Origin of the sequence: Novosphingobium rhizosphaerae, from assembly GCF_050920675.1 — a bacterium.
Taxonomy (GTDB): domain Bacteria; phylum Pseudomonadota; class Alphaproteobacteria; order Sphingomonadales; family Sphingomonadaceae; genus Novosphingobium; species Novosphingobium rhizosphaerae.
The window spans coordinates 2,564,668-2,584,534 of record NZ_CP137861.1; the positions used below are offsets into that span (position 1 = coordinate 2,564,668).

The window sequence follows — 19,867 nt, forward strand, 5'->3', positions numbered from 1 at the left end:
GATGGATACACCACCCCTTGCGTCCGGGCTCTATATCGTGGCCACGCCTATCGGCAATCTTGGCGATATCACCGCCCGTGCTGCCGACGTCATTGCCCGGTGTGACGTCATAGCCTGCGAAGATACCCGCGTCACGGGCAAGTTGCTCAATCATCTGGGAATCCGCAAGGCCATGCGCCGCTATGACGACCACGCTTCGGCCGAGGTGCGCGAGCGTCTACTCGGTGAAATGGCCGAAAAGTCGGTCGTGCTGGTGTCGGATGCGGGCACGCCGCTGATTTCCGATCCCGGCTATCGCCTGGTGCGCGAGGCGCGCGAGCGGGGCCTGGCGGTCACCAGCCTGCCGGGGCCGAGCGCGCTGACCGTGGCGCTGACGCTGGCCGGCCTGCCCACCGACCGCTTCCTGTTCGCCGGGTTCCTGCCATCCAAGGACAAGGCGCGGGGCGATGTACTGGGCGAGCTGGCGCCAACCCCGGCCACCCTGGTGTTCTACGAAACCGGGCCGCGCCTGGTGGCCTCGCTCACCGCCATGGCGCAGCACCTGCCGGGCCGTGAACTGGCCGTGGCGCGCGAATTGACCAAGCTGCACGAGGAATGCCGCAGCGGCACCCCCGAAGAACTGATCGCGCACTATACCGCCCATCCGCCCAAGGGCGAGATCGTCCTGCTGGCCGGCCCACCGCCCGAACCGGTCGCTCCGCAGGCCGATGATGTCGATGCGCTGCTGCGGGCCGCGCTGGCGCAGGCATCCCCCTCGCAAGCGGCAGGGCAGGTGGCCAAGGCGCACGGCCTTGATCGCAAGGCGCTTTATGCGCGCGCCATGGCGCTGAAAGCCGAGCCGTGAACCGTGCCCGGGCCGAGGCGCAGGGCCGGCGCGGCGAGTGGCTGGCCGCGCTCTACCTCAGGTTGACCGGCTGGCGCGTGCTGGCGCAGAGGATGAAGATCGGCGTGGGAGAGGTGGACCTGGTCGCGCGGCGCGGGCGCACGGTGGCCTTCGTGGAAGTGAAATGGCGCGCGAGTGCCGCCGCGCTCGATACCGCGATCGACGCACGCCGCCTCGCGCGCGTGGCGCGGGCCGCCCAAGCCCTGGCGCCGCGCTATGCCGCGCCGGATGACGATGTACGGATCGACGTGATCCTGCTGGCGCCGGGGCGCTGGCCGCGCCGCATCGTCAATGCGTGGCAGGGGTGACGGTCAGGCATGAACCAGGCCGGGCACGTCGATCAGCACCACGGCACAGGCGATCAGGCCAAGAAACGGGGTGACGAGCCGGGCGGCGAGCATGGTTGAATTTTCCTGATGCGGTTGCGGCTCCTTTTTGGTCGCGCTGCTGCCAATTCGCCTTTAAACGGGCCACCCGCAAGACCACGGATATCATTCGGAGCACTGCCTTGACCCTGCGCGTTGCGGTCCAGATGGACCCTCTCCACTCAATCAAGATCGGTGGTGATTCGACCTTTGCCCTGATGCTTTCGGCGCAGGCGCGCGGGCATGAACTGTGGTATTACCACGTCACCAGCCTGGCCTGGGAAGCGGGCCGCGTCACGGCCGATGCCGCGCCCGTCACCGTGCAGCATGTGCAAGGCGATCACTACAAGCTGGGTGAAACGCGCAAGATCGACCTGGGCCACGATATCGATGTCGTGCTGATGCGCCAGGATCCGCCGTTCGACCTGGGCTATATCACCGCCACGCACCTTCTGGAGCGGCTGGAGGGCGAGACCCTGGTGGTCAACGATCCCCGCTCGGTCCGCAATGCCCCCGAAAAGGTCTATGTGCTCGATTACGCGCGGTTCATGCCGCCCACGCTGATCACGCGCTCGGCCGCCGATGTTCGCGCGTTCCAGCACAAGCACGGGGACCGTGCCGTGGTGGTCAAGCCCTTGCACGGCAACGGCGGCAAGGCGGTGTTCAAGATCGATGCCGATGGCGGCAACTTGTCGGCGCTGGCCGAACTGTTCGGCCAGGTCTGGCCCGAACCCTTCATGGTCCAGCCGTTCCTTCCCGAAGTGGCCGAGGGCGACAAGCGCATCGTGCTGGTCGATGGCGAAGTGGCCGGCGCGATCAACCGCAAGCCGGGCGAGGGCGAGTTCCGCTCCAACCTGGCCGTTGGCGGTTATGCCGAAGCGGCCACGCTCACCACGCGCGAGCAGGAAATCTGCGACGCGTTGGGGCCCGAACTCAAGAAGCGCGGGCTGATCTTCGTGGGGATCGACGTGATCGGCGGCCAGTGGCTCACCGAAATCAACGTGACTTCGCCCACCGGTATCGTGGCCATCGACAAGTTCAACGGCACCGACACGGGCGGCATGATCTGGGACGCGATCGAGCGGCGCATCTGAGCGCGCCGCATCGGAACGGCGCGGGGAGCATTTCCGGCTCCTCGCGCGTTTTGCCGTGATGAATGACTGGATTCTGCAACTCATCGCCGATGGCGGCTATTGGGGCATTGCGTTCCTGATGGCGCTGGAAAACATCTTTCCGCCGATCCCGTCCGAAGTGATCATGGGCATGGGCGGCATTGCCGTGGCGCAGGGGCGGATGGAAGTCCTGCCGCTGATGATCTTCGGCACGGTGGGTTCTACGTTGGGCAACTATGCCTGGTTCCTGCTGGGGCGGTCGCTCGGCTATCGCCGGCTGCGGCCCTTCGTGGCGCGGTATGGCCGCGTGCTCACGCTCGATTGGCCGGCCATGCGCCGCCTTGTCGCGTTCTTTCGCCGCCACGGGCAATGGGTGGTTTTTGCCATGCGCTTTTCCCCCGCCATGCGCACGATGATCTCGCTGCCCGCGGGACTTGCCGCGATGGGCCACGCGCGGTTCCTGGCCTTCACCTTTGCCGGCGCGGCGATCTGGAACGCGCTGCTGGTCTGGGCTGGGTGGCACCTGGGGCAGCATTACGAAAAGGTGGCCGCCTATACCGGGCCCGCCTCGCTCGCGCTCATGGCCGTGCTGGTGGGGGCGTACCTGTGGCGGGTGATCACCTGGAAGCCGCGGGACAAAGATCCTCCCTCGCGCAGCGGGGGAGGGGGACCGCCGGCATAGCCGGGGGTGGAGGGGGCGGGTGCAGGACATTCTCCCTCCGTCAGGCCTGCGGCCTGCCACCTCCCCCACGATGTGGGGGAGGATCGAGGTTACTTGCCGCCGCCCTGGGCCAGCCATTCCTCAAGATACTTGATGGAATAGCCGCCATCGAGCACCGTCGGGTCTTCCAGCAGGCGCTGGTGCAGGGGGATCGAGGTCTTGACCCCGTCGATCACCATTTCCTCCAGCGCGCGCTTGAGGCGCATGATGCAGCCTTCGCGGGTGCGGCCATAGACGATCAGCTTGGCGATCATCGAATCGTAATAGGGCGGAATCTTGTAGCCGGCATAGAGCCCGCTATCGACGCGCACGTGCATGCCGCCCGCCGCGTGATAGCTCTTCACCAGGCCCGGCGAGGGCGCGAAGGTGAAGGGATCTTCGGCGTTGATGCGGCACTCGATGGCGTGGCCCTTGAACTCGATCTCGTCCTGCGTCACCGACAGCGGCTTGCCATCGGCGATGCGGATCTGTTCGCGCACCAGGTCCACCCCGGTGATTGCTTCGGTCACCGGGTGTTCCACCTGCAGGCGGGTGTTCATTTCGATGAAATAGAACTCGCCGTTTTCCCACAGGAATTCGATCGTGCCCGCGCCGCGATAGCCCATGTCGGCCATCGCCTTGGCCACGATGCCGCCCATGCGCGAGCGCTCGTCGGACGAGATGACCGGCGAGGGGGCTTCTTCCAGCACCTTCTGGTGGCGGCGCTGCAACGAGCAGTCGCGTTCGCCCAGGTGGATCGCCTGGCCATTGCCATCGCCAAAGATCTGGAATTCGATGTGGCGCGGGTTGCCCAGGTACTTTTCCAGGTACACCGTGGCATCGCCGAACGCGGCCTTGGCTTCCGAGCCGGCCTGCTGCATCAGCGTTTCCAGGTCATCGGGGCTGTTGCACACTTTCATGCCGCGTCCGCCGCCGCCCGAAGCGGCCTTGATGATCACCGGATAGCCGATTTCCTCGGCAATTTTCCGCGCTTCTTCCACGTCGGAAATCGCGCCGTCGGAACCGGGTACCAGCGGCAGGCCCAGCGCGCCCGCGGTGCGCTTGGCTTCCACCTTGTCGCCCATCGTGCGGATGTGCTCGGGCTTGGGGCCGATCCAGGTGATGCCGTGCGCTTCGACGATTTCGGCAAAGCGGGCGTTTTCCGAAAGGAAGCCATAGCCGGGGTGGATCGCGTCGGCCTGGGTGATCTCGGCCGCGGAAATGATCGCGGCAATGTTGAGATAGCTGTCCTTGGCGGCCGGCGGGCCGATGCACACCGCATGGTCGGCCAGGCGAACGTGCATAGCATCGGCATCGGCGGTGGAATGAACCGCCACCGTCTCGATGCCCATTTCATGCGCGGCGCGATGGATGCGCAGCGCGATTTCGCCGCGATTGGCGATCAGCAGGCGCTTGATGGCCATTGTGTCCGCGTCCTTAGCCGATGACCACGAGCGGCTGGTCGAATTCGACCGGCTGCGCGTTTTCGACCAGAATCGTCTTGATCGTGCCGCTGGTGGGCGCGGTGATCGGGTTCATCACCTTCATCGCTTCCACGATCAGCAGGGTGTCGCCAGCCTTCACTGCCTGGCCCACCGCGATGAACGGGGCCGCGCCCGGTTCGGGGGTGAGGTAGCAGGTGCCGACCATCGGCGATTTCACCGCGCCGGCGACATCGGCCGCCGCCGCCGCTTCAGGCGTGGGGGCGGCGGCGGCAGGCGCGGCGGCCGGGGCCGCGGCGGGCGCTGCCACCATGTGCGCCACCGGGGCGGCGGTGAGTGTGCGTGCCACGCGGATCTTGCGCGGCCCGTCTTCCACTTCGATTTCGGAAAGCCCGGTATCGGCCAGCAATTCGGCCAGTTCGCGCACGAGCGCGCTGTCGATTGCCATGGTTGCGGCGGTCTTGTCGCCGGTGTCGTGGCCCATTGTTAACCTCACAGGTGGGAACTTCAAGCGCAGCGCCATGCCCGCACGGCGCCACGCTGGCAAGGGGGAAGGCAGGCGAAAACGCCCACCCTTCGGGGAAAACGGCGCTGGCGACGCGTTAAAGATGCAAAACCGCGTCCAACGCCACGAGATAGCTGGCAGCGCCGAACCCGGCGACGGTGGCCTTGGCCGCCATGCCGACATAGCTCTTGTGGCGGAATTCCTCGCGCTTGTGCGGGTTGGAAAGGTGCACTTCGATCACCGGGGTCTTGATGCCCTTGATCGCATCGTGCAGCGCCACACTGGTGTGGGTATAGGCGCCGGCGTTGAGCAGAACGGCGCGGGCGCCCACGGCCTGGGCTTCGTGGAGCCAGTCCACCAGGTGGCCTTCGTGATTCGATTGGCGCACGTCCACGCTCAGGCCCAGTTCCTGTGCTCGGTCTTCCAGGCGGCCGGCAATGTCATCGAGCGTATCGTGGCCATAGATTTCCGGCTCGCGCATACCCAAGAGATTGAGGTTGGGGCCGTTGAGCACGAATACGACAGGTGCGGCGGTATCGGTCATGATCGGGCAAAACTCCTGCCGAAAGCGGTGCGCGCGTGATAGCGCGCTGCCGCTTGCGTGCAAGGGGCGCCGATAGCGCGGTGTGCGCGGCTCAGGTGGCGACGGGCGGGTTGCCCACGTCGACCGGGCCGGGCACGTTGGCCGGCGGCGGCTGGATCACCAGTTGCGGCCCTTCGCCATCGGGTGCGGCGTCGAACGAGGTGTCGTTGTTGCTCTGCTGCTGCTGCTGGTCGAAATCACCTTCCACCGGCGGCTGGTCGTCGGGGTTGGCGTCCTGGTTTTCGGTGTCGGCGCTGTCGTCTACCGTGCCCACGGTGACCGGGGAACTGGCGCCGGCGGCCGATTCCGCCGCCGCGGCGCGCTTTTCCGCGGCAGCGGCCTTGGCCTCGGCGGCGGCAATGCGCTCTTCCAGCTTGCGATCGCGCTCGCTTTCGCAGCCCGCCAGGGCAAGCGCGCCCAGGCCCAGCGCCAATAGCGGCAGGCGGACGAGCGTGGCGCGCAGGGATTTGTGCAAGTTCGGCATCTTGGCCAATGGCCTAGCAGGCAAAGGTTACTGCAAGCTAACCAGACTGATGTCTGCGCCGATCGCCGGCACGCAAACGAAAGAGGCGGCCCGCTTGCGCTGCCGCCTCTTTCGTATCGACGATGTCGAATGATTGGTCGGGACGAGAGGATTCGAACCTCCGACCCCCACACCCCCAGTGTGATGCGCTACCAGGCTGCGCTACGTCCCGACCGGTGGGGCGCCTCTAGGCGGATCGTTTGGGGATGGCAAGCCCCTTGGCGCGCATCTTTTTCGCGCTGGCCGGTTTTGCCTGTGGATTGTGGCACGGCTGAATTGTGGCGCGGTTTGGGCACGCCCTGCCGCTTCATTGCCTTGGCCCGCCCAAACTGCTAGCAGCCCCGGCCAATTGCAACAATCTGAGGGCAGCGGGGCCAAACGTGCCGCGCCGGGGTTGCAAACCCTTGTCCTCGATCCCACGAACGGTCCTGTCATGCTCACCCTTCTTTCTGCCGCCGCCGCCAATGCCGGTTCGCCGCCCGCCTACCTCCAGTTCCTGCCGCTGGTGGCGATGGCCGTGATCTTCTATTTCCTGATCCTGCGCCCGCAGATGAAGCGGCAGAAGGAGCATCAGCAGCGCATCGCCGGCCTGCAAAAGGGTGACCAGGTGATCACCGCCGGCGGCCTGGTCGCCAAGGTGGTCCGGATCGACGATCACTACGTCGATCTCGAATTGGCGCCCAATGTGCGGGTCAAGGCCGTGCGCTCCACCCTGGGCGAAGTCGTCCAGCCGGGCGACAAGGCCGCCAACGACTGACCTTATAGACTTTCCGAAAGTCCGATCATGCTCGATTTCCCGCGCTGGAAGGTGCTGATGCTATGGGGGGTGACCATTCTGGTCGCGCTTGCATCGCTGCCTTCGCTGTTTTCGGTCTCCGGCCTCAACTGGCCCGCGGCCCTGCCTTCGCCCAAGATCAACCTGGGCCTGGACCTGGCCGGCGGTAGCCACATCCTGCTCGAGGCTGATCCGTCGCAAGTGCGCCAGCAGCGGCTGGAAGGCATGGACGAATCCGTTCGCAACAAGCTGAAGACGACCGATGCGACGATCCGCATCAGCGACATCAGCAACAACAACGGCAGCCTCACCTTCCTGGTCGACGATGTCACCAAGGTGGACGCCGTGCGCGAGGCGATCCTGCCGCTCACCTCGGGCGCCGGGCTGACCGGCCAGCGCGACTGGAACATCCAGGTGGTGGACGGCAACCGCTTTGTCCTTACCCCCACCCAGGAAGGCATCGACCAGGCGGTGACGCAGGCGATGGACACCGCGGTGGAAGTGGTGCGCAAGCGCATCGACGGCCTGGGCACCAAGGAACCCACGATCCTGCGCCAGGGCGCGCAGCGCATCGTGGTGCAGGTGCCCGGCCTGCAAGACCCGCAGCAGCTCAAGAACCTGCTGGGCCAGACGGCCAAGCTGGAATTCAAGCTGGTGGACCAGAGCGCCCTGCCATCCGACGTGGCGCGCGGCATTGCCCCGGTGGGCAGCCAGATCGTGCCTTACGCCGATCCCAAGATGGGTGCGCCGATCGCGGTCAAGCGGCTGGGCGGGATTCGCGGCGATGAACTGACCAACGCGCAGACCGGCAACAACCCGCAGACCAACGAACCGGTGGTGAGCATCACGTTCAACACCGAAGGCGGCGCCAAGTTTGCCAAGCTGACCACGCAGAACGTGGGCAAGCCCTTTGCCATCATCCTCGATGGCAAGGTGCTGTCTGCGCCCAATATCAACGAGCCGATCCTGGGTGGCAGCGCCCAGATTTCGGGCCACTTCACCACCGAAAGCGCGGGCCAGCTGGCCATCGCGCTGCGCTCGGGCGCCTTGCCGGTGGACCTCAAGGTGGTGGAAGAACGCACCGTCGGGCCAGACCTGGGCGCCGATTCGATCCGCAAGGGCGTGATCGCGATGACCGTGGGCACGCTGGCGCTGGTGGTGTTCATCATCGCCACTTATGGCCGCTTCGGCGTCTATGCCTGCATCGCGCTGGTCATGAACATGCTGATGATCCTGGGCGTGATGGCCACGATCGGGGCCACGTTGACGCTGCCGGGCATTGCCGGCTTCGTGTTGACGATCGGTGCCGCGGTCGATGCCAACGTGCTGATCAACGAACGCATCCGCGAGGAACGCCATCGTGGCCGACGCGTGGTGGCGGCCGTCGAAACCGGCTACAAGGAAGCCAGCCGCGCCATTTTCGATGCCAACGTCACCAACGTCATCGCCGCCGTGCTGATGGCGGGCTTCGGCACCGGCCCGATCAAGGGTTTCGCCGTGGTGCTGATCATCGGCATCGTCACGTCGGTCTATACCTCGATGTGGCTCACCCGCATGTGGGTGGCGCAATGGCTGCGCCGCGCCCGCCCGTCCGATCTCAATCTGTAAAGGGGAGCGCAGACCATGAAACTCTTGAAGCTCGTTCCCGACAACACCAACATCCACTTCCTCAAGTGGCGCCTGCCGTTCTACATCGGCAGCCTGCTGCTGATGGCGGCCTCGCTGGGGCTGGTGTTCACCAAGGGCCTTAACCTGGGCGTCGATTTCGTCGGTGGCCAGATGATCCGCGTGACGTTCGAACGCAGCGCCGAAGCGCCCGTGGCCGACCTGCGCGAGGAAGTGACCAAGCTGGGCTATGGCGAACCGATCATCCAGCGCTACGGCAAGCCCAACGAGATCTCGATCCGCATGAAGCTGCCCAGCGGTGCGGACCACGATCCCGCGCTGTCGGACAAGATGGCCCGTACCATCACCGCCGATATCAAGGGGCACTACGCCGATGCCCGCATCGACGGGATCGATTCGGTTTCGGGCAAGGTGTCCAAGGAACTCGGCTGGGACGCATTCCAGGCGCTTGGCCTCGCCGCGCTGGCGGTGGCGGCCTATATCTGGCTGCGCTTCGAATGGCAGTTCGGCATCGGCGCGCTGTTCAGCCTGGTGCACGACGTGACGCTCACGCTCGGCATGTTCGCGCTGACGCAGATGGAATTCGATCTCAACATCGTGGCAGCCTTGCTCACGCTGATCGGCTATTCGCTCAACGACACGATCGTGGTCTACGATCGCGTGCGCGAAAACCTCAAGAAGTATCGCAAGATGCCGCTGCCCGAGCTGCTCGATCTCTCGGTCAACGAAACCCTGGCGCGCACCATCGTCACGTCGCTGTCGATGCTGATCACCCTGGTGGCGCTGCTGGCCTTCGGGCCGGAAGTGATCTTTGGCTTTACCGCCGCGATCACGCTGGGCATTTTCGTGGGGACCTACAGCTCGATCTACATGGCCGCGCCGATTCTCATCTGGCTCAAGGTCAATCCCAAGAGCTTCGTGCCCACCGAAACCGCGCTCGAAAAGCAGGAACGCCTGGCGCGCGACGGGGCTTGATCGGTCCCGGTTGCGCCAGCCTCGCACCACCCCCAACCCCCTCCTCTAGAGAGGAGGGGGCTTTTTTGTGCACGGCTTGGTTCCCCCTCCTCTTCAGAGGAGGGGGCTAGGGGGTGGTGGAAGCCTCGCGCAACGCTTATCCGCCCCTCACAACCTTCTCATAAACCCCTGCCAGCGCCGCCGCATTGGTTTCCCAGCTGAACCGCGCGGCGCAGGCTGCCACCGCTTCGGGTGCGCTGGGCTGGGCAATCAGCGCGGCCAGCGCGCGGGCGATCGCTGCCGGTTCGCGCGCGGCGATGCGGCCCGCAGCCGGCGCCGTCACCACTTCGCGCGCTCCACCGATATCGGGGATAACCAGCGGGGTGCCGCAGGCCAGCGCCTCGATCCACACGTTGGCCAGTCCCTCGCGCTCGGATGGCAAGACCACCGCGCTAGCCCCCGCCATCAGCACGGGGATGAAATCGTGGCCCAGTCCGCCCAGGAAATAGACGCGGTGTGCCACGTCGAGCTGGCGCGTCAGCGCGCGCAAGGCTGCTTCATCGGGGCCGGTGCCGGCCAGGGCCAGGGCAATGCCTTCCATGCCCGGCTCGGCCAGGGCGCGGATTGCCAGCGCCTGGCCCTTGATGCCGATCAGCGCGCCCACGCAGGCAACCAGCGGCCCGGCCGGCGGTAGGTGAAAGCGTTCGGTCAGGATCGCGCGTGCCGCCGCGCGAGGGCGGGGATGGAATCGCCCACGATCGAGCCCGGTATAGTGCACCGTGATCTTGTCTTCGGGAAGGCCCAGGTCGGCCATGTCGTCGGCCAGGGCCTGCGACACGCTGAGCAGCGCGCCTGCGCCCTGCGCGGCCGATGCCATCTGGCGCAGGGCTGCAGGGCGCTTGCCCCACACATGGATGTCGGAACCGCGCGCCTTGATCGCAAACGGCAGGCCCAATGCGCGGGCAATCCGCGCCGCGGCGGGCCCATCGGGGTAGAAGAACTGCGCGTCCACCATGTCGAACGGCTGCTCGGCATGGAGCCGCCGTACCAGCGGCAGGACTGCGCGCGCGATCAGCGCCGGGTTGAAGCGGCCCGAAAGCGCCGGCACCAGCGGAAAGCGCGGGTGATAGACCGGCACGCCGCTGCGCCGCTCCATCGGGGGAATCGTGCGCAACTGGGCATAGCTGCGCGGCAGCAGCAGGCCGGGCAAGGGCGGCAGGCCGATCGGGTTGATCACCGTCACTTCCCAGTCCGGCCGCGCCGCCAGCGCTTCCATCTGGCGGGCCACGAAACGCCCGAATCCCGGCCTGATCGAGGCGGGATAGAGGGTGGACAGGCTAAGCAGGCGCAACGTCATACCCCAGACCTAGCGTGAAAATGCTGCAAGTGCGAGGGCGTGCGTGTCGGATCGGGCAAAACGAAGCCGATCTGCCGTTGCGCCGGGAATGCTCGTCGATCAGAGCGTGCGCACCAGCACCTCGGCGACGGCGATCCACGCCGGGCGATCGATCACCAGTTGGCGCTGGCCCGGACCCGGCGGCAACAGCGCCACGCGCCCGTCGCGATGGTCGATCATGCGGCCAAAGGCAAAGCGCCCGCCCGGCCGGGGGGCCAGGATGTCGCGGTTGAGCCCGCGCCCGATGTCGGCCGCGTCAAGCCGGCGCAACCACACCTGGTCGCCCGCACGCCAATCGCCGGCGCTGGCTTCCACGGCGAGGGCCAGCAACCCTTCGCGGCCCAGCAGCGTGTCGGGCAGTTGGGCAGGAACGGGGCTGGCAAGTGGCTCGGTTCCCGCAGGCGTCAGCCGCGCCACCAACTGGGCCTGGCTGTCGTCTCCGGCGCGAACCAACAGCTCGGGATCGATGCCCAGCGCCGCGCCAATGCGGTTCATCCATTTGAGCGAGAGAGAGCGCGTGCCGGTTTCCAGGCGACCAATGGTCTGCGCCGTGGTCGGCGGCGCGCAACGCGCGGCCACATCGGCCAGCGTGAGCCCCTTTTGCCTGCGAATTTCGCGAATGCGGTTGATCATCGGGGAAGGCCCACAGCTACAGGCATCAGGTCTTGTTCTTTCTTACCCGTAATTTGCATGGCAGGGCAAGCATCCTTGCATAATTGTTCGCGTGGATTGTCATTCGTCGATCGAAATCGCGATTTGGTCGATCGCCGGTACATTTTCATTGTCGCCGGATGGGCCCCGTGGCACCTCGTCGCATCTGAAACAATCATACCGGGGAGCGACCCATTTGATGATGCACGGTTTGGAACGACGCGCTTTCCTTTCGCTGACGGGCGGGGCCATGGCCGGAACCTGGCTCTCCGGCCTGCCAACCGCGGCCTTTGCGCAAGATACTGATGACACAGCATTTGTATCCCTGCTAGACCGCATTTTCTGGTCGAGCCTGCTGATCGAGCCGGAACGCGCCACAGGCCTGGGGCTCGATAACGGGCCACGCGCCGCGCTGCGCCACCGCCTCGATGGCGCCGGGGCTGGCGCGCGCGAAGCGAGCCTGGCGTTTTACCGCGATGCCCGGGCTGCCGTTTCGGCGGTCGATCCGGCGGGCTTGAGCACCGCCGGCAAGCGCAATCGCGCTATCGTCCTGCACCGGTTGGGTGAGCAATTGGCCGGCGCGCCGTTCGATATCGACGATCCGCAGACCCCGTTCACCGTCGACCAGCAGCGCGGCGCCTATTTCTCGGTGCCCGATTTCCTCGACAACCAGCATCCGATCGAAACGCTCGACGATGCGCATGCCTATCTCGATCGCCTGGCCGCCTTCGCCCTGGTGCTCGACGACCAGACCACCGAAGTCGCGCGCCAGGCTGGCCTTGGCCGCATCGCTCCGGCCTGGGCAATCGATCTCGCGCTCGGCCAGATGGGCAAGCTGCGCAGCCCCGCGCCGGGTGAAAGCGGGCTGGTCACCTCGCTGGTTCGCCGCACGCGCGAAAAGGGCCTGGGCGGCGATTGGCAGGCCAGTGCCACGGCGATCGTCAAGGACAAGGTCTATCCCGCGCTCGACCGGCAGATCGCCTTGCACCGGCGCTTGCGTGGCAAGTCTGCGCCGGGCGACGGGGTGTGGCGCCTCAAGCGCGGCGATGACATCTACGCCGCCGCGCTGGCCAGCGCCACCACCACCACGCTCAGCCCCGAAGCGGTGCACAAGATGGGGCTGGACCAGGTGGCCGATATCACGGCCCAGCTTGATGAAGTGCTCAAGGCCGCCGGCCACACCACCGGCACCGTGGGGCAACGCCTGGCCGCGCTCAACCGCGCAAGCGACCAGCTCTATCCCGATACCGCTCAGGGCCGTACCGACCTGATCGCCGGGTTGAACAAGGGCGTCGCCGCGATGCGGGCGAAACTGCCGCGCGCCTTTGCCGATATTCCCAACGACCCGCTGGTGATCCGCGCCGTGCCCACCGAGATCCAGGATGGCGCGCCCAATGGCTATTACAACAGCGCGCCGCTCGATGGCTCGCGCCCGGCGATCTACTGGATCAACCTCAAATCGGTGAACGATTGGCCGAAATACACGCTGCCCTCGCTCACCTATCACGAAGGCATTCCCGGTCACCATCTCCAGGGTGGCTATGCCCAGGGCGGCGGGCAGCTTCCGTGGATCCTGCGCGACTACTTCATCTCCGCCTATGGCGAGGGTTGGGCGCTCTATGCCGAGCAGCTGGGCGACGAGCTGGGCGGCTACGAAGGGATCGAGCGCGCCGGCTATCTCCAGTCGTTCCTGTTCCGCGCCGTGCGCCTGGTGGTGGACACCGGCATTCACCACTATCGCTGGAGCCGTGAAAAGGCGACGGCCTACATGGTGGAGAAGACCGGCTTCACCCAGGGGCGCAGCCAGCGCGAGATCGAGCGCTATTGCACGATGATCGGCCAGGCCTGCAGCTACAAGATCGGCCACACCGCCTGGGTCGCCAATCGCAAGAAGGCGCAGGCTGCGCTGGGCGACAAGTTCAGCCTGCCCTGGTTCCACGCCGTGCTCAAGGAAGGCTCGATGCCGCTTTCCATGCTGGAAGCGCGGATTGATGAGCGCATTGCCGAGCGCCTGCGCAGCGCCTGATCCCGGATCGTGGCGGGGGTGGCCGGTGCTGCCCCCGCCACGGCTTCAGGCAAATTGGTTGACGATCTGGCCGCTGGCGCCATTGCCGGCCTGGCTTTGGCCGCCCACGGCATAGGTATCCTGGTCCTGTCCCTGGCGCAGGTTGTGCAGGAACGCCTTGAGCGCGGACAGCTTACCGTCGCCAGCGCCGTCACTGTCGCTGTCCTGGCCGCCGGTGCTGCTGCCGCTGCTGGTGCTCGACACTGTCGACGTGTCGCTGACATTATAGACCGTGGGCTGGGCATCGATGTAGTCGGGAATGCCATCGCCGTCGCTGTCGGTGGTGGTATCGGTGCTGCTGCTGTCGGCCCCGCCAGCGCCGCCGCCGCGCGGGCCACCGGCCGGTGCGGACGATCCGCTCTCCGCTGTGGGCGCCGAGGCAGTGCCATCGGCCTGGTTGCCATCCTGGCCGCCCGGCCCTCCGGCAAAAAACGCTTTCAGTTCATCGGCCTGGTCCTGGCTCAGCGTGCCATCCTTGACTTGCTGGTCGATCAACCCGTTGACCCGATCCTTCATCTGCTTGGGATCGAGCGTCGTGCCGGTCTGGTTGCTGGCGCCTGATTGCAGCGAACTGTCGATCTTGTCGAGCGCCGTCTCGATCGCGCTGGCGTCGGTCTGGCTCAGCACGCCGGCCTTGACGGCGGCGGTGATGTCTTCATCCATCCGGCTGCGCGGAGAGGGGCGCTGGCTGGCGCCGGCGGTGGAAAGGGCGGATATGGTGGACATCGGCGGGGTTCCCCTGTGGATACCCTGCCACTCTAACCGCGATTGTCTCCCATCGCCTTGCCGGGGGAATAGTCCTGGCTGCTTATGCCGCGAGCGGGCAAAGCAAACCATTGCTTCATCACAATTGCGCTTTGTTTCAGCCCTCGGCCTGCTCGGCCAGTTCCAGCCAGCGCTCCTCGGCCGCTTCCTTTTCGGCGCGCGCCTTGGCAATCGCGTCGGTCAGCGCGGCAAAGCGCTTGGGATCGCGGGTGTAGAGCGCGGGATCGGCAAGCGCGGCCTCGTCGCGCGTGATGGCCGCGTCCAGTTCCTCGATCCGCTTGGGCAGCAATTCGTAGTCGCGCTGGTCCTTGTAGGTCAGCTTGGCTTTGCGCGCCGGCGGGGGAGGGGGCGGCGGTGCGGCCTCGGCCGCCTTGCTGGCGCCCACCTTGGGCTGGGCCGCCAGGCGCGCCTTGCGCTGGCGTTCCCAGTCGGCATAGCCGCCAACCACGATATCAACCTTGCCCGAACCGTCCATGCCCAGGGTGATGTTGACCGTGCGATCGAGGAAGTCGCGGTCGTGGCTCACGATCAGCACGGTGCCGTCGTAATCGCCGATCACTTCCTGCAACAGGTCCAGCGTTTCCAGGTCAAGGTCGTTGGTCGGCTCGTCGAGCACCAGCAGGTTCGACGTGCGGGCAAATTCGCGCGCCAGCAAAAGGCGCGAGCGTTCGCCGCCCGAAAGCGTGCCCACGCGCGCTTCCACCAGGCCGGGATCGAACAGGAAGTCTTTCAGATAGCCGTGGATATGCTTGCGGACCCCGCGCACGTCGATCCAGTCGCCGCCTTCGGCCAGCACGTCGCGCACGCGTTTTTCCGGCGCCATCAGGCTGCGCTGCTGGTCGATCACCACCTCGCTCAGCGTCTGGGCCAACGTGATGGTGCCTTCGTCGGGCACCAGTTCGCCGGTCAGGATTTTCAGCAGCGTGGTCTTGCCCGCGCCGTTGGAGCCGACCAGGCCGATGCGATCGCCGCGCTGGATGCGCAGCGAAAAGTCCTTGATGATCGTCCGCTCGCCAAAACGCTTGGTCACGTGGTCGGCCACGATCACTGACTTGGTCTTGCTGTCGTCGCTGGCGATGGCCAGCTTGGCGGCGCCCTGCGGCCCGGTCATCGCCGCGCGTTCGGCGCGCATTTCGTGCAGCTTTTCCAGCCGGCCCATATTGCGCTTGCGCCGCGCGGTCACCCCGCGGTGCAGCCAGTGTTCCTCGATCTTGAGCTTGGCATCGAGCTTGTCGGCCGCGCGCGCTTCCTCGGCATGGACCTGCTCCATCCAGGCGTCATAGCCGCCAAAGCCCACTTCCTTGCGGCGCAGGCTGCCCCGGTCGAGCCACAGCGTGGCCCGCGTCAGCCGCGTCAGGAAGGTTCGGTCGTGGCTGATCACCACGAAGGCGCCGTTGAAGCGTTGCAGCCAGTCTTCCAGCCATTCGATCGCGGCGAGGTCGAGGTGGTTGGTCGGCTCGTCGAGCAGCAGCACGTCAGGGTCTTGTGCCAGCGCGCGGGCCAGCGCCGCGCGGCGCCGCTCCCCGCCCGAAGCGCTGTCGGCCTGGCGCGAGAGGTCGATGCCGAGCTGGTCGGCAATGGCTTCCACTTCGTGGGTTTCGGGGGCATCGGACCCGTGCAGCGCGAAATCGCGTAGGCTAGCAAAGCCCTTGAAGAACGGGTCCTGTTCCAGCGTCACCACGCGCGCGCCGGGCTGCACCGAACGCTTGCCCTTGTCGGCATCGATCGTGCCGGCAATCAGCTTGAGCAGGGTGCTCTTGCCCGCGCCGTTGCGCCCGATCAGGGCGAGCCGGTCACGCGGGGCGATCTGGATGTCCAGGTCCTGGAAAAGCCAGCCGGTGCCTTGATGCAGGCCCAGCCCTTCCCAACTCAAAATCGGTGCTGCCATAGGGGGCTGCGCTTAGCGGCCCATCTGCCACAGGTCCACCTGAACCTGCCGAAACCGCGCTATTCACAACTTGTTCAATAGGATTGTTGCAGGCAGAAGAAGTGATGATGCTCCGCCGCCTTCTTCTTGCTGCCGCCAGTGTGCTGGCGCTGGCTGCCACTGCGCCGCCGGCGTTGGCCCAGATTCGCAACGAACAGGACCGTGCCCGCCAGGATCTGGCGGCCGGCCATGTCCGCTCCCTGCGCGAGATCGAGGCGCGGGTGCTACCCATGATGCGCGGCGCGCAATACCTTGGCCCGGAATACGATCCGCAGGCGCGCGCCTATCGCCTCAAGTTCATTCGCGAAGGCCGCGTGGTGTTCGTCGATGTCGATGGCCGCACCGGCCAGGTGATGGGCGAATCGCGCTGAATGGCGGGGAAACGGCAGGGAGCGGGAACCGTTTCTTGACCGTTCAGGTTCCTGCCGTCATCTAGCCACCATCCAAGCACGTGTGCGCTGCCCGGTTTGCCGGCTGCGCCAGAAGGGGCCAATTGCCATGCGTATCCTGATCGTCGAGGACGAACCGACCCTGGGGCGGCAGCTCAAGTCCACGCTCGAACAGAACGGCTATGCCGTGGACCTGTCCACCGATGGCGAGGACGGGCACTTCCTGGGGTCGACCGAAGACTATGATGCAGTGATCCTCGATCTGGGCCTGCCCGAGATCGACGGGCTGACCGTGCTGGGCATGTGGCGCAAGGAAGGCCGCAAGTTCCCTGTGCTGGTGCTCACCGCACGCGACAGCTGGTCGGACAAGGTCGCCGGGCTCGATGCCGGGGCCGATGACTATCTGGCCAAGCCTTTCCAGACCGAGGAACTCATCGCCCGCCTGCGCGCGCTGATTCGCCGCGCTTCGGGCAATTCCTCGTCCGAACTGATCGCGGGCGACGTGCGCCTCGATACCCGTTCGGGCCGCGTCACGCTCAAGGGCGAGCCGGTCAAGCTCACGGCGCAGGAATACAAGCTTTTGTCCTATCTCCTCCACCACAAGGGCAAGGTGGTGAGCCGCACCGAACTGATCGAGCATATCTACGATCAGGATTTCGACCGCGATTCCAACACGATCGAGGTGTTCGTCACGCGCATCCGCAAGAAGCTGGGTGCCGATGTGATCACCACCATCCGGGGCCTGGGCTACAGCCTCGACGATCCGGCAGCCGTGCGCGGCTGATAGGCCAGTGAACCGGCTGGCCCGCCTCCTGCTGCGGCTGGGCTTCGGGCGCCACCGCGCCGAAGCCGCCGCCGCCACGGCAGGCGGGCGCCAGCACACCGGCTCGCTGTCGCGGCGCATGCTGCTGATCGCGTTTGCCTGGGTCACCGTGCTGTTGCTGGGCGGCGGTATCGCGCTCGATCGCACGCTGACCGGCCTCGTCACCCGCAATTTCGACGACCAGCTGGGCTACATGCTCACCGCCATGGTCGCTTCGGCCGAAATCGGCCCCGATGGCGAAGTGTTCTTCAACCGGCCCTTGGGCGATCAGCGCTTTCTCGAACCCAACAGCGGGCTCTATTGGCAGATTTCGGGGCAGGGGCATGACGATTTCCCCTCGCGCTCGCTGTGGGACCGCACGCTCAAGCTGCGCGGCGACCATGTCGATACCGCGCCGCACATCTATGATTCCAACCAGTTCGGCAATGGCGAACGGCTGCGCATGATCGAGCGCTCGGTGATCCTGCCGGGCAGCAACACGCTCTGGCAATTTTCCGTGGCGGCGAGCAGGGGCGAGCTCGACGCCCAGATCAGCCGCATCCGTTCGATCCTGGTCTGGTCGTTCCTGGTGCTCGGTATGGGCCTGTTCATCATGGCCGGCTTGCAGACCTACTACGGGCTTGGCCCGCTGCGCCGCGTGCGCCGGGCGATCGCCGCGATGCGCGATGGCGGCGCGGCCCGCGTGAACGAGCCGCTGCCGCTCGAAGTCCAGCCGCTGGTGGAGGAAATCAACCTCCTGCTCGCCCATTCGGAAAAGCAGGCCGAAGAAGCGCGCACCCATGCCGGCAATCTGGCGCACGCGCTGAAAACCCCGCTGACCGTGGTGATGAACGCGGCGACGGCGCACGCCTCTGATCTTTCCGATACGGTGATCCGCGAAGCGGCGGTCATGCGCCGCCAGGTTGATCACCACCTTGCCCGCGCCCGCGCCGTGGGCCGCCGCGCCACCGGCCTTTCGCGCGCCACCGTGTGGGAAAGCGCCGATGCCGTGGTTCGCGCCGTTACCCGGCTCTATCCCCAGGTGCGGTTCGACCTTGATGGCAATCGCGAGGCCGGCGTGGCGATCGAGCGCCAGGACCTTGACGAAATCCTCGGCAACCTGGTGGAAAATGCGGCCAAGTATGGCGGCGGCTCGGTGTTCATCACCATCGATGCGGTGCTTACCGATCCCCGCTTCTGCGACATCTGGGTGGAGGATGACGGCATGGGCATCCCCGAAGCCGAACGCGAACGCATCTTTGACCGCGGAGCCCGGCTCGATACCGGCAAGCCCGGCACGGGCCTGGGCCTGGCCATCGTGCGCGACGTGGCCGAACTCTATGGCGGCGCGGTGACGCTGGGGGAAAGCGAAGACCTCGGCGGCCTCCTCACCACGCTACGCCTGCCCCGCGCGAAATAAAGATCCTCCCTCCGCAAAGCGGGGGGAGGGGGACCGCCCGCGCAGCGGGTGGTGGAGGGGGGATCGCCTACTCTCCACGCTCCCGCGGATGCGCATTGCGATAGGCATCCAGCAACGTCGCCGCATCCACCCGCGTGTAGATCTGCGTGGAAGACAGGCTGGCATGCCCCAGCAGTTCCTGCAGACTGCGCAAGTCCGCCCCGGCGCCCAGCAGGTGCGTGGCAAAGCTGTGGCGCAGCGCGTGCGGTGTGGCCGTGGCCGGCAGGCCCAACGCCACACGCGCGCGGGCCATCGCGCGCTGCACCATGCCGGGGGAAAGCGGGCCGCCCTTGGCCCCGCGAAACAGTGGTTCGTCGCGCGCCAGGGGCCAGGGCACTTGGCCGGCATAGTCGGCCACCGCCTCGCGCACCACGGGCAGCAGGGCGATCACGCGCTGGCGCCCGCCCTTGCCGGTCACCGTCAGTCGCTCGCCCAGGGGCAGCACGCTGGCGGGCAGGGCCAGCGCTTCGGCAATGCGCAGGCCCGCGCCATAGAGCAGCAGCAATACGGCCCGGTCGCGCGCGGCGATCCACGGCGCGGCCTCTTCCGAAACCATTTCGGCCAAGGCCACGGCATCATCTGGCGAGATCGGGCGGGGCAGGCCTTTCTTCACGCGCGGGCCGCGCAGGCGGGGTGGCGCGGCATCGGGCAATCCGGCCTGCGCGCGGGCGAATGCAAGGAACGCCTTGAGCGCGGAAAGCTCCCGCGCGGCAGAGGTGTTGACCAATCCATCGGCCCGCCGCTCAGCCAGGTGCTGGCGCAGGCGCGGCGCGTCAAGCCGGGCAAGGCTGGCCCAGTCCTGACCGGGCGGCAAGGCGTCAAGCAGGCGTACCGCCGTCTTGTGATAGGCGCGCACCGTGTGGGGGGAGCGGCGCAGCGACAGCGCCAGATGATCGTGCCAGGCGATGAGCAGGCTGGCCCTGTCGATGGCGCTTTCCATGGTCG

General features: G+C 66.5%; 20 protein-coding genes and 1 tRNA gene. 11 read left to right on the plus strand and 10 right to left on the minus strand.

Going from position 1 to position 19,867, the window contains the following annotated elements; translation table 11 throughout:
* Position 1 precedes the first annotated feature (1 nt).
* The 4 genes from rsmI (at position 2) to R9J51_RS11735 (ending at position 3,042) form a co-directional block, all read left to right on the plus strand.
* Complete coding sequence (gene rsmI / locus R9J51_RS11720) at positions 2–844, plus strand: 16S rRNA (cytidine(1402)-2'-O)-methyltransferase (protein WP_179504543.1); 843 nt, start codon at positions 2–4, stop codon at positions 842–844.
* Positions 841–1,191, plus strand: a complete 351-nt coding sequence (locus R9J51_RS11725; protein ID WP_179504544.1) for a YraN family protein — start codon at positions 841–843, stop codon at positions 1,189–1,191. The genes rsmI and R9J51_RS11725 overlap by 4 nt, the downstream gene beginning before the upstream one ends.
* 200 nt (positions 1,192–1,391) lie before the next feature.
* Positions 1,392–2,342 (plus strand): glutathione synthase, encoded by a 951-nt coding sequence (gshB, locus tag R9J51_RS11730; RefSeq protein WP_169474238.1) that lies wholly within the window; start codon positions 1,392–1,394, stop codon positions 2,340–2,342.
* 58 nt (positions 2,343–2,400) lie between these two features.
* Complete coding sequence (locus R9J51_RS11735; RefSeq protein ID WP_179504545.1) at positions 2,401–3,042, plus strand: DedA family protein; 642 nt, start codon at positions 2,401–2,403, stop codon at positions 3,040–3,042.
* Between the two features lie 89 nt (positions 3,043–3,131).
* Here the strand turns inward: R9J51_RS11735 and accC are convergent, their stop codons facing one another.
* The 5 genes from accC to R9J51_RS11760 all read right to left on the minus strand — a co-directional run bounded on the left by accC (position 3,132) and on the right by R9J51_RS11760 (position 6,285).
* Positions 3,132–4,484 carry an acetyl-CoA carboxylase biotin carboxylase subunit gene (accC, locus tag R9J51_RS11740; protein ID WP_168554633.1) on the minus strand — a complete coding sequence of 451 codons (1,353 nt, stop codon included), beginning with the start codon at positions 4,482–4,484 and terminating at the stop codon, positions 3,132–3,134.
* Positions 4,485–4,497: 13 nt separating this feature from the next.
* Positions 4,498–4,986 carry an acetyl-CoA carboxylase biotin carboxyl carrier protein gene (accB, locus tag R9J51_RS11745; RefSeq protein ID WP_432787406.1) on the minus strand — a complete coding sequence of 163 codons (489 nt, stop codon included), beginning with the start codon at positions 4,984–4,986 and terminating at the stop codon, positions 4,498–4,500.
* A gap of 118 nt (positions 4,987–5,104) precedes the next feature.
* A complete protein-coding gene (aroQ, locus tag R9J51_RS11750; RefSeq protein WP_179504546.1) occupies positions 5,105–5,551 on the minus strand; it encodes a type II 3-dehydroquinate dehydratase in 447 nt (148 codons plus the stop codon).
* A 91-nt stretch (positions 5,552–5,642) separates the two neighbouring features.
* Positions 5,643–6,065 carry a hypothetical protein gene (locus tag R9J51_RS11755; protein WP_218847416.1) on the minus strand — a complete coding sequence of 141 codons (423 nt, stop codon included), beginning with the start codon at positions 6,063–6,065 and terminating at the stop codon, positions 5,643–5,645.
* Positions 6,066–6,208: 143 nt separating this feature from the next.
* Positions 6,209–6,285 (minus strand) — tRNA-Pro (locus tag R9J51_RS11760).
* A gap of 261 nt (positions 6,286–6,546) precedes the next feature.
* Here R9J51_RS11760 and yajC point away from each other — a divergent pair.
* Genes yajC through secF form a run of 3 tightly spaced genes read left to right on the plus strand, consistent with a single transcriptional unit; the run spans position 6,547 to position 9,489 of the window.
* The gene (gene yajC, locus R9J51_RS11765; protein WP_168554636.1) at positions 6,547–6,870 is read left to right on the plus strand and encodes a preprotein translocase subunit YajC; all 324 of its coding nucleotides are present in this window, start codon (positions 6,547–6,549) and stop codon (positions 6,868–6,870) included.
* A gap of 27 nt (positions 6,871–6,897) precedes the next feature.
* Positions 6,898–8,496: a protein translocase subunit SecD gene (secD, locus tag R9J51_RS11770; RefSeq protein WP_168554637.1), complete on the plus strand. Its 1,599-nt coding sequence runs from the start codon at positions 6,898–6,900 to the stop codon at positions 8,494–8,496.
* Between the two features lie 15 nt (positions 8,497–8,511).
* Positions 8,512–9,489, plus strand: a complete 978-nt coding sequence (gene secF, locus R9J51_RS11775; protein ID WP_168554638.1) for a protein translocase subunit SecF — start codon at positions 8,512–8,514, stop codon at positions 9,487–9,489.
* 136 nt (positions 9,490–9,625) lie between these two features.
* Here secF and R9J51_RS11780 read toward each other — a convergent pair whose 3' ends face one another.
* Entirely contained in the window at positions 9,626–10,819 is a 1,194-nt protein-coding gene (locus tag R9J51_RS11780) for a glycosyltransferase (protein WP_169474941.1), read from the minus strand.
* A gap of 105 nt (positions 10,820–10,924) precedes the next feature.
* Positions 10,925–11,497: a helix-turn-helix domain-containing protein gene (locus R9J51_RS11785; RefSeq protein WP_168554639.1), complete on the minus strand. Its 573-nt coding sequence runs from the start codon at positions 11,495–11,497 to the stop codon at positions 10,925–10,927.
* Positions 11,498–11,714: 217 nt separating this feature from the next.
* Between R9J51_RS11785 and R9J51_RS11790 the strand changes: the two genes are divergently transcribed.
* Positions 11,715–13,541 (plus strand): DUF885 domain-containing protein, encoded by a 1,827-nt coding sequence (locus tag R9J51_RS11790; RefSeq protein WP_432787409.1) that lies wholly within the window; start codon positions 11,715–11,717, stop codon positions 13,539–13,541.
* A gap of 45 nt (positions 13,542–13,586) precedes the next feature.
* Here R9J51_RS11790 and R9J51_RS11795 read toward each other — a convergent pair whose 3' ends face one another.
* On the minus strand, positions 13,587–14,306 hold the full coding sequence (locus R9J51_RS11795) for a hypothetical protein (RefSeq protein ID WP_179504549.1): 720 nt from the start codon (positions 14,304–14,306) through the stop codon (positions 13,587–13,589).
* 136 nt (positions 14,307–14,442) lie between these two features.
* The gene (locus R9J51_RS11800) at positions 14,443–16,233 is read right to left on the minus strand and encodes an ABC-F family ATP-binding cassette domain-containing protein (RefSeq protein ID WP_179504550.1); all 1,791 of its coding nucleotides are present in this window, start codon (positions 16,231–16,233) and stop codon (positions 14,443–14,445) included.
* A gap of 104 nt (positions 16,234–16,337) precedes the next feature.
* Between R9J51_RS11800 and R9J51_RS11805 the strand changes: the two genes are divergently transcribed.
* The 3 genes from R9J51_RS11805 to R9J51_RS11815 all read left to right on the plus strand — a co-directional run bounded on the left by R9J51_RS11805 (position 16,338) and on the right by R9J51_RS11815 (position 18,883).
* Positions 16,338–16,643, plus strand: coding sequence for a hypothetical protein (locus R9J51_RS11805; RefSeq protein WP_168554642.1), 306 nt, complete (start codon positions 16,338–16,340; stop codon positions 16,641–16,643).
* Between the two features lie 127 nt (positions 16,644–16,770).
* A complete protein-coding gene (locus R9J51_RS11810) occupies positions 16,771–17,445 on the plus strand; it encodes a response regulator transcription factor (protein ID WP_168554643.1) in 675 nt (224 codons plus the stop codon).
* A gap of 118 nt (positions 17,446–17,563) precedes the next feature.
* Entirely contained in the window at positions 17,564–18,883 is a 1,320-nt protein-coding gene (locus tag R9J51_RS11815) for an ATP-binding protein (RefSeq protein WP_168555483.1), read from the plus strand.
* Positions 18,884–18,950: 67 nt separating this feature from the next.
* Here the strand turns inward: R9J51_RS11815 and R9J51_RS11820 are convergent, their stop codons facing one another.
* Positions 18,951–19,862, minus strand: a complete 912-nt coding sequence (locus tag R9J51_RS11820; RefSeq protein ID WP_179504551.1) for a tyrosine recombinase XerC — start codon at positions 19,860–19,862, stop codon at positions 18,951–18,953.
* Positions 19,863–19,867 lie beyond the last annotated feature (5 nt).

What these genes read in the sequence shown, in the direction of transcription:
- rsmI (WP_179504543.1), top strand. Translation starts at nt 2, where the DNA reads ATGGATACACCACCCCTTGCGTCCGGGCTCTATATCGTGGCCACGCCT.
- R9J51_RS11735 (WP_179504545.1), top strand. Translation starts at nt 2,401, where the DNA reads ATGAATGACTGGATTCTGCAACTCATCGCCGATGGCGGCTATTGGGGC.
- accC (WP_168554633.1), bottom strand. Translation starts at nt 4,484, where the DNA reads ATGGCCATCAAGCGCCTGCTGATCGCCAATCGCGGCGAAATCGCGCTG.
- accB (WP_432787406.1), bottom strand. Translation starts at nt 4,986, where the DNA reads ATGGGCCACGACACCGGCGACAAGACCGCCGCAACCATGGCAATCGAC.
- aroQ (WP_179504546.1), bottom strand. Translation starts at nt 5,551, where the DNA reads ATGACCGATACCGCCGCACCTGTCGTATTCGTGCTCAACGGCCCCAAC.
- yajC (WP_168554636.1), top strand. Translation starts at nt 6,547, where the DNA reads ATGCTCACCCTTCTTTCTGCCGCCGCCGCCAATGCCGGTTCGCCGCCC.
- secD (WP_168554637.1), top strand. Translation starts at nt 6,898, where the DNA reads ATGCTCGATTTCCCGCGCTGGAAGGTGCTGATGCTATGGGGGGTGACC.
- secF (WP_168554638.1), top strand. Translation starts at nt 8,512, where the DNA reads ATGAAACTCTTGAAGCTCGTTCCCGACAACACCAACATCCACTTCCTC.
- R9J51_RS11785 (WP_168554639.1), bottom strand. Translation starts at nt 11,497, where the DNA reads ATGATCAACCGCATTCGCGAAATTCGCAGGCAAAAGGGGCTCACGCTG.
- R9J51_RS11790 (WP_432787409.1), top strand. Translation starts at nt 11,715, where the DNA reads ATGATGCACGGTTTGGAACGACGCGCTTTCCTTTCGCTGACGGGCGGG.
- R9J51_RS11795 (WP_179504549.1), bottom strand. Translation starts at nt 14,306, where the DNA reads ATGTCCACCATATCCGCCCTTTCCACCGCCGGCGCCAGCCAGCGCCCC.
- R9J51_RS11800 (WP_179504550.1), bottom strand. Translation starts at nt 16,233, where the DNA reads ATGGCAGCACCGATTTTGAGTTGGGAAGGGCTGGGCCTGCATCAAGGC.
- R9J51_RS11805 (WP_168554642.1), top strand. Translation starts at nt 16,338, where the DNA reads ATGATGCTCCGCCGCCTTCTTCTTGCTGCCGCCAGTGTGCTGGCGCTG.
- R9J51_RS11810 (WP_168554643.1), top strand. Translation starts at nt 16,771, where the DNA reads ATGCGTATCCTGATCGTCGAGGACGAACCGACCCTGGGGCGGCAGCTC.
- R9J51_RS11815 (WP_168555483.1), top strand. Translation starts at nt 17,564, where the DNA reads ATGCTGCTGATCGCGTTTGCCTGGGTCACCGTGCTGTTGCTGGGCGGC.
- R9J51_RS11820 (WP_179504551.1), bottom strand. Translation starts at nt 19,862, where the DNA reads ATGGAAAGCGCCATCGACAGGGCCAGCCTGCTCATCGCCTGGCACGAT.